Origin of the sequence: Haloimpatiens lingqiaonensis (genome assembly GCF_901447495.1) — a bacterium.
Taxonomy (GTDB): domain Bacteria; phylum Bacillota; class Clostridia; order Clostridiales; family Clostridiaceae; genus Haloimpatiens; species Haloimpatiens lingqiaonensis.
Map to the genome: position 1 here is coordinate 1 of NZ_CABDWS010000123.1, position 5,248 is coordinate 5,248.

At 29.0% G+C, this 5,248-nt stretch carries 4 protein-coding genes and 1 pseudogene; 3 read left to right on the plus strand and 2 right to left on the minus strand.

The features are described 5' to 3' along the window. Positions 1-107: 107 nt before the first annotated feature. Positions 108-482 (minus strand): annotated as a pseudogene (locus FGK85_RS14465) (CDP-alcohol phosphatidyltransferase family protein); the annotation flags it as partial. A gap of 229 nt (positions 483-711) precedes the next feature. Here FGK85_RS14465 and FGK85_RS14470 point away from each other — a divergent pair. From FGK85_RS14470 to FGK85_RS14480, 3 genes are all read left to right on the plus strand, one after another. After that, complete coding sequence (locus FGK85_RS14470) at positions 712-1,140, plus strand: CBS domain-containing protein (protein ID WP_138207798.1); 429 nt, start codon at positions 712-714, stop codon at positions 1,138-1,140. A 158-nt stretch (positions 1,141-1,298) separates the two neighbouring features. Then, positions 1,299-2,183, plus strand: a complete 885-nt coding sequence (locus FGK85_RS14475) for a YegS/Rv2252/BmrU family lipid kinase (protein WP_138207800.1) — start codon at positions 1,299-1,301, stop codon at positions 2,181-2,183. Between the two features lie 56 nt (positions 2,184-2,239). Beyond that, positions 2,240-2,878 carry a hypothetical protein gene (locus tag FGK85_RS14480; RefSeq protein ID WP_138207802.1) on the plus strand — a complete coding sequence of 213 codons (639 nt, stop codon included), beginning with the start codon at positions 2,240-2,242 and terminating at the stop codon, positions 2,876-2,878. Between the two features lie 119 nt (positions 2,879-2,997). Here FGK85_RS14480 and FGK85_RS14485 read toward each other — a convergent pair whose 3' ends face one another. Then, the gene (locus tag FGK85_RS14485) at positions 2,998-5,025 is read right to left on the minus strand and encodes a YgiQ family radical SAM protein (RefSeq protein ID WP_138207804.1); all 2,028 of its coding nucleotides are present in this window, start codon (positions 5,023-5,025) and stop codon (positions 2,998-3,000) included. Positions 5,026-5,248 lie beyond the last annotated feature (223 nt).

Sequence of the window (5,248 nt, forward strand, 5' to 3'; positions counted from 1 at the left end):
TGTCAAGCAATTTTGGAAAAAATATAAGTTTTTTTTGTTATTTTGTTTAAAATTTTGGGGGGAAGTTAAAATTGACACCCTTCGGGATTGAGATAAATGGAGGCCTAAGGGTTTCCGAATATACTTTTATTAAAAGTAGAGGAATTATATCTAGCTAGTCTATAAGCACCTGCAATAGGAAATAACAAAACCAGTACATAACCCAAAATCCCGAAATTTACAAAATTATTCATTTTAAACATAAGTAGTGATGGCGCTACACCAAAAGAAACTAGGTCTGCTAAAGAATCCAATTCTTTCCCCAAATCACTAGATACCTGTAAAAATCGTGCTATTCTTCCATCGTATCTATCCATAAGTCCAGCTAATAAAACAAATATACCTGCCAATTGAAGGTTTCCTTCAAAAGTCATAATTATTGAGAGTATTCCGCAAACTAAATTACCAAAAGTAAATAAGTTTGGTATAGCGTTTTTGGCCATTATAATAATCACTCCTAATTTTTACACCAAGGTAAAAAAGTATTTAAAATAATTTTAACGTATTTTACTAAATAGTTTAAGCATTTTTAAAAAAATTAACACAAAATTTATAATTACTTTTTTTGTAAGTATAAAAAATCATTAATAACACAAAATAGTAAAGATACAAAATTTCAAAATTAAACATAAAGCTTTTGCAAATTTATAAGTAAAAAGAAAGGAGAAAGTTATGAAAGTACGAGATATAATGACCAGGGAAGTAGCTACTGTTAATTATGAGGATACTGTTGAAAGAGTGGCCCAATTAATGCAAAATCATAATGTAGGGTCAATTCCTGTATGTAAAGGTGAAAATGTCATAGGAATAGTAACTGATAGAGACATAGCTTTAAGAGCTGTAGCAAAGGGACAAAATGTTATGAGACAAAATGTCAGAGAGATAATGTCTTCAAATCCTGTAACTATATCAGCAGATAGCGATGTGCATGAGGCAGCCAGAATAATGAGTGAAAGACAAATAAGAAGGTTGCCTGTGGTAGATGGTGAAAATTTGGTTGGTATGCTTTCTATAGGGGACTTAGCAATAGAACCTAAGCTTTCAGACAATGCAGGAGAAGCTTTAAGTAATATTTCGGAACCAGCCACTCCAGAAATGTAGAAAATAAAATTTATATAAGTATAATCCGTCCATAAGATTATTTACTCTTATGGATTTTTTTTGATAAATGATATATTATTAATAGGTAAAACAGTCTATAATTATATTAAGAAAATAGAAATTATATTAGTAAAATAGATTAGTAGGAGAGAAGATTCATGGGAAAGGTAAAATTTATTTATAATCCATATTCAGGAGAAAATTCTATAGTATCAGACATAGATAAAGTTATAAAGGTACATCAGAAATATGGCTATAATGTTGTACCCTATAGAATAAGCTTTGAATATGCTGTTGAAGGGGCGTTTAAAGATTTAGAAGATGATTATGATTATGTACTAGTAGCTGGTGGAGATGGCACAGTGGACACTGTGGTAAATACCATGAAAAGTAAAGGTATAGATTTACCTATTGCAATACTTCCAGTTGGAACAGCCAATGATTTTGCAAAATTAATAGGGATGCCTCAGAATATAGAGGAGGCCTGTGAAAGGATTTTAACAAGTAAGGTTAAAAATGTAGACTTAGGAAAAATAAATGACAAATATTTTATTAATGTAGCTAGCACAGGTTTATTTACAGATATTTCTCAGAAAACAGATACAAATCTAAAAAATGCTATAGGAAAGTTAGCTTATTATGTTAAGGGCATAGAACAAATTCCTAAATTTAGAAAGTTGAGCATAAAGGTAAAATCACAGGAAGTAAATTATGATGGGGATATGTTTTTAATGCTGGTTTTTAATGGAAGAACTGCAGGGAACTTAAATTTAGCTTATAAAGCAGAAATAGACGACGGACTTTTAGATGTAATAATTATAAAAGCATGTATGATAAAAGATATGTTGCCTCTATTTATAAAAATTGTTAGGGGAGATCATTTAGAAAATGCCAATGGACTAATTTATTTTAAGACTGATAATTTATATATAGAATGTCATGAGGAAATTGTAACAGATATAGATGGCGAAAGAGGACCGGATTTCCCACTTAATATAGAATGTGTTAGAGGAGGACTTAAGATACTAGGTATACAAGAGTAATAAAGTATTGTAAAGTCTAATATATATAAATATAGCAATTTATTTTGAGGTATCAGTTGAGATATATATATTTAGCTTTGTTATTGCTTATGTTTTATATAAGCTATAAAGGGTTTTTGGTATGCAAAAAAGCACCTTTTAAAATAAAAATACTTGCAGGTATATCAATAGTGGGGATTATTATCAGAAATATTGCTCTTATAATAATGCTTTTGAATAAAAATCTGGCTTATTTATATCTACTAAAGCCCCTTATATATTTAAATTATGTATGTATGCCTGTAATAGTATGTATAACTTTATGTATATTAGCTAGAAATAATAAAATAAATTTTTGGTATTTATTTATAGTACTTTTTGCATCTATAGCATTATACACTATAGTTATTTTAAGAGGCAGTATAAATATTACAATTAGTATGGAGTTAGGCTATTTAACAAGGGTGCTTAATGATAAGTGTCTTAAAAATATTGCATTTGTTTTTTACACTGTATGCTTAATGTGGTGTATAACGCTTATTAATAAGAAAAATGAAAATAGGATGCTTATAGTATTTGCAGCTTTAATTTGTGTAATATCAATTATCGAAATAATATTAAATGTTTTAAACATAGAATTTATTCCTAATTTATTAGTAAGTAACAGTTTGTGGTTAATTTTATTAAATTGCATATTATACAAGATAAAAAGATGAATAAATTAAAGTAAATAAATTAAAGTAAATAAATTAAAGTAAAAAAATAAAGGTAGAATGATTATGAATAGTAATTTTATAAAAGTTTAAAAAAACTACTATTCATAACTAAAGCACCTTTATTTTTTATTTTTATGTATTTTGTTTTTAGTAGATTTATTGTTATTATTAATTCTTTTATTTCCACTATTTTTATGTTCTTTTGATGAATTTATAGTGCTTTTTTCTTTAGATGAATTAACTTTGTCGTTAAATTTTGCCTTATCATTAATATTAATATTATTATTATTATTAGGCTTATCACTGGATTTTTTGACGCCTCCATGATGGCTTTTATTTTTTCGTATAAGTCTAGGAGGAATTAGACAGTCCTTTCCGAATCCAATTAAATCCTCTCTATGAGCCTTTATAAGAGCTTCTTTAACTAAATTATAATTTTCCTCCTTGGTAAACTGAAGCAGGGCTCTTTGCATATTCTTTTCATGTTGAGCTTTAGGAACATATACTTTTTCGTTAGTTATAGGATTTATACCTGTGTAATACATGGTAGTTGAAAGACTACCAGGGGTAGGATAGAAATCCTGTACTTGCTCTGGAGTATATCCCATTTTTTTAATATACTCAGCTAATTCTATGGCAGCACCTAAATCGCTACCAGGGTGGCTAGACATTAAGTATGGAACTAAATATTGTTTTTTATTCAGTTTTTTATTTATAAGAAAATATTTATCTACAAATTTTTCATATACATCTCTATTAGGTTTCCCCATTTGTTTCAAAACCTTAGGAGAAATGTGCTCAGGAGCCACCTTTAATTGGCCACTTATATGATGCTTGCATAGGTCTTCAAAAAATGCTGTATTTTTATCGTGAATTAAATAATCATATCTTATGCCAGATCTTATGAAAACTTTCTTAACTCCTGGCAGTTCTCTTATTTTTCTAAGCATATTTAAATACTCTGTATGGTCAATTATAAGATTTTTACAAGGGCCAGGGAAAAGACATAATTTATTTTTGCAAGTACCTAAGGTCTCCTGTTTTTTACAAGCCCTGTGCCTAAAATTAGCTGTAGGACCTCCCACATCATGTATATATCCTTTAAAGTCGCTTAGCTTAGTTAAAAGTTTAGCTTCTTTTAAAATAGATTCTTGACTTCTATTTTGAATTACTCTACCCTGATGGAAAGTTAGAGCGCAGAAGGAACAAGAGCCAAAACATCCTCTATGGCTTGTTATAGAAAATTTCACCTCATTAATTGCAGGAATTCCACCTTGATTTTCATATATGGGATGGTAATTCCTTGCATAAGGTAAATTATATACCACATCCATTTCTTCAGGGCTTAGTGGATACTGAGGAGAATTTTGAACTATAAATCTATTATCATGTTTTTGAACTAGAGTTTTTCCATTTATAGAATCCTGCTCAAAGTATTGAATTTTAAAGGCATCCGCATAAGATTTTTTGCTTTCACAAACTTCTTCAAAAGAAGGGACTTCTAAAAAATTGCTAACTTCATCTAAAGTATTAGTGGCGTAAACAGTTCCTCTTATGTTTCTCATATGTTCTATTTTCATGCCATATTTAAAAAGGTTAGCTATTTCCACTACGGTTTTTTCACCCATGCCGTATATTAGCAAATCTGCCTTAGAATCCAATAAAATACTTCTTCTTACTTTGTCTGACCAATAATCATAGTGGGCAAACCTTCTTAAAGAGGCTTCTATACCACCTAATATTATAGGCACATCTTTAAAGGCTTCTTTTAATTTATTTGCATATACTATAAGTGCTCTATCTGGTCTATATCCACTTTTACCGCCAGGAGAGTATAAATCATCATGTCTCTTCTTTTTAGCGGCAGTGTAGTGATTTACCATAGAGTCAATATTTCCAGAGTTTACAAGAAAAGCGTATTTAGGTTTTCCAAGTATTTTAAAAGAGTTAACATCCTTCCAATCTGGTTGTGGTATTATTCCCACAGTAAAGCCTTCATGTTCCAAAACCCTTCCTATAATGGCTGTACCAAAAGAAGGATGATCCACATAGGCATCTCCAGTGATTATTATAAAATCCAATTGTTCTATTCCTCTATTTAAAAGGTCATTTTTACTAATTGGTAAAAAATTATTAGTTATATTCATAAAATGTAATTTCTATTGCAAAGAACCTATAAAAACCTACAAGTATTGTTTAAATCCATATAATCATATAAAAATTTATTATGTTTTTATAAGTTTATTGCAACAGTTACCTCCTCCGATTTTAATTTATATAATAACTTATAGTTACGTAAATTCAAGTCATATGTTTAAAGTATTTTTTACTAATTCAAATATATCATAATAAAAACTATCAATTATTAAT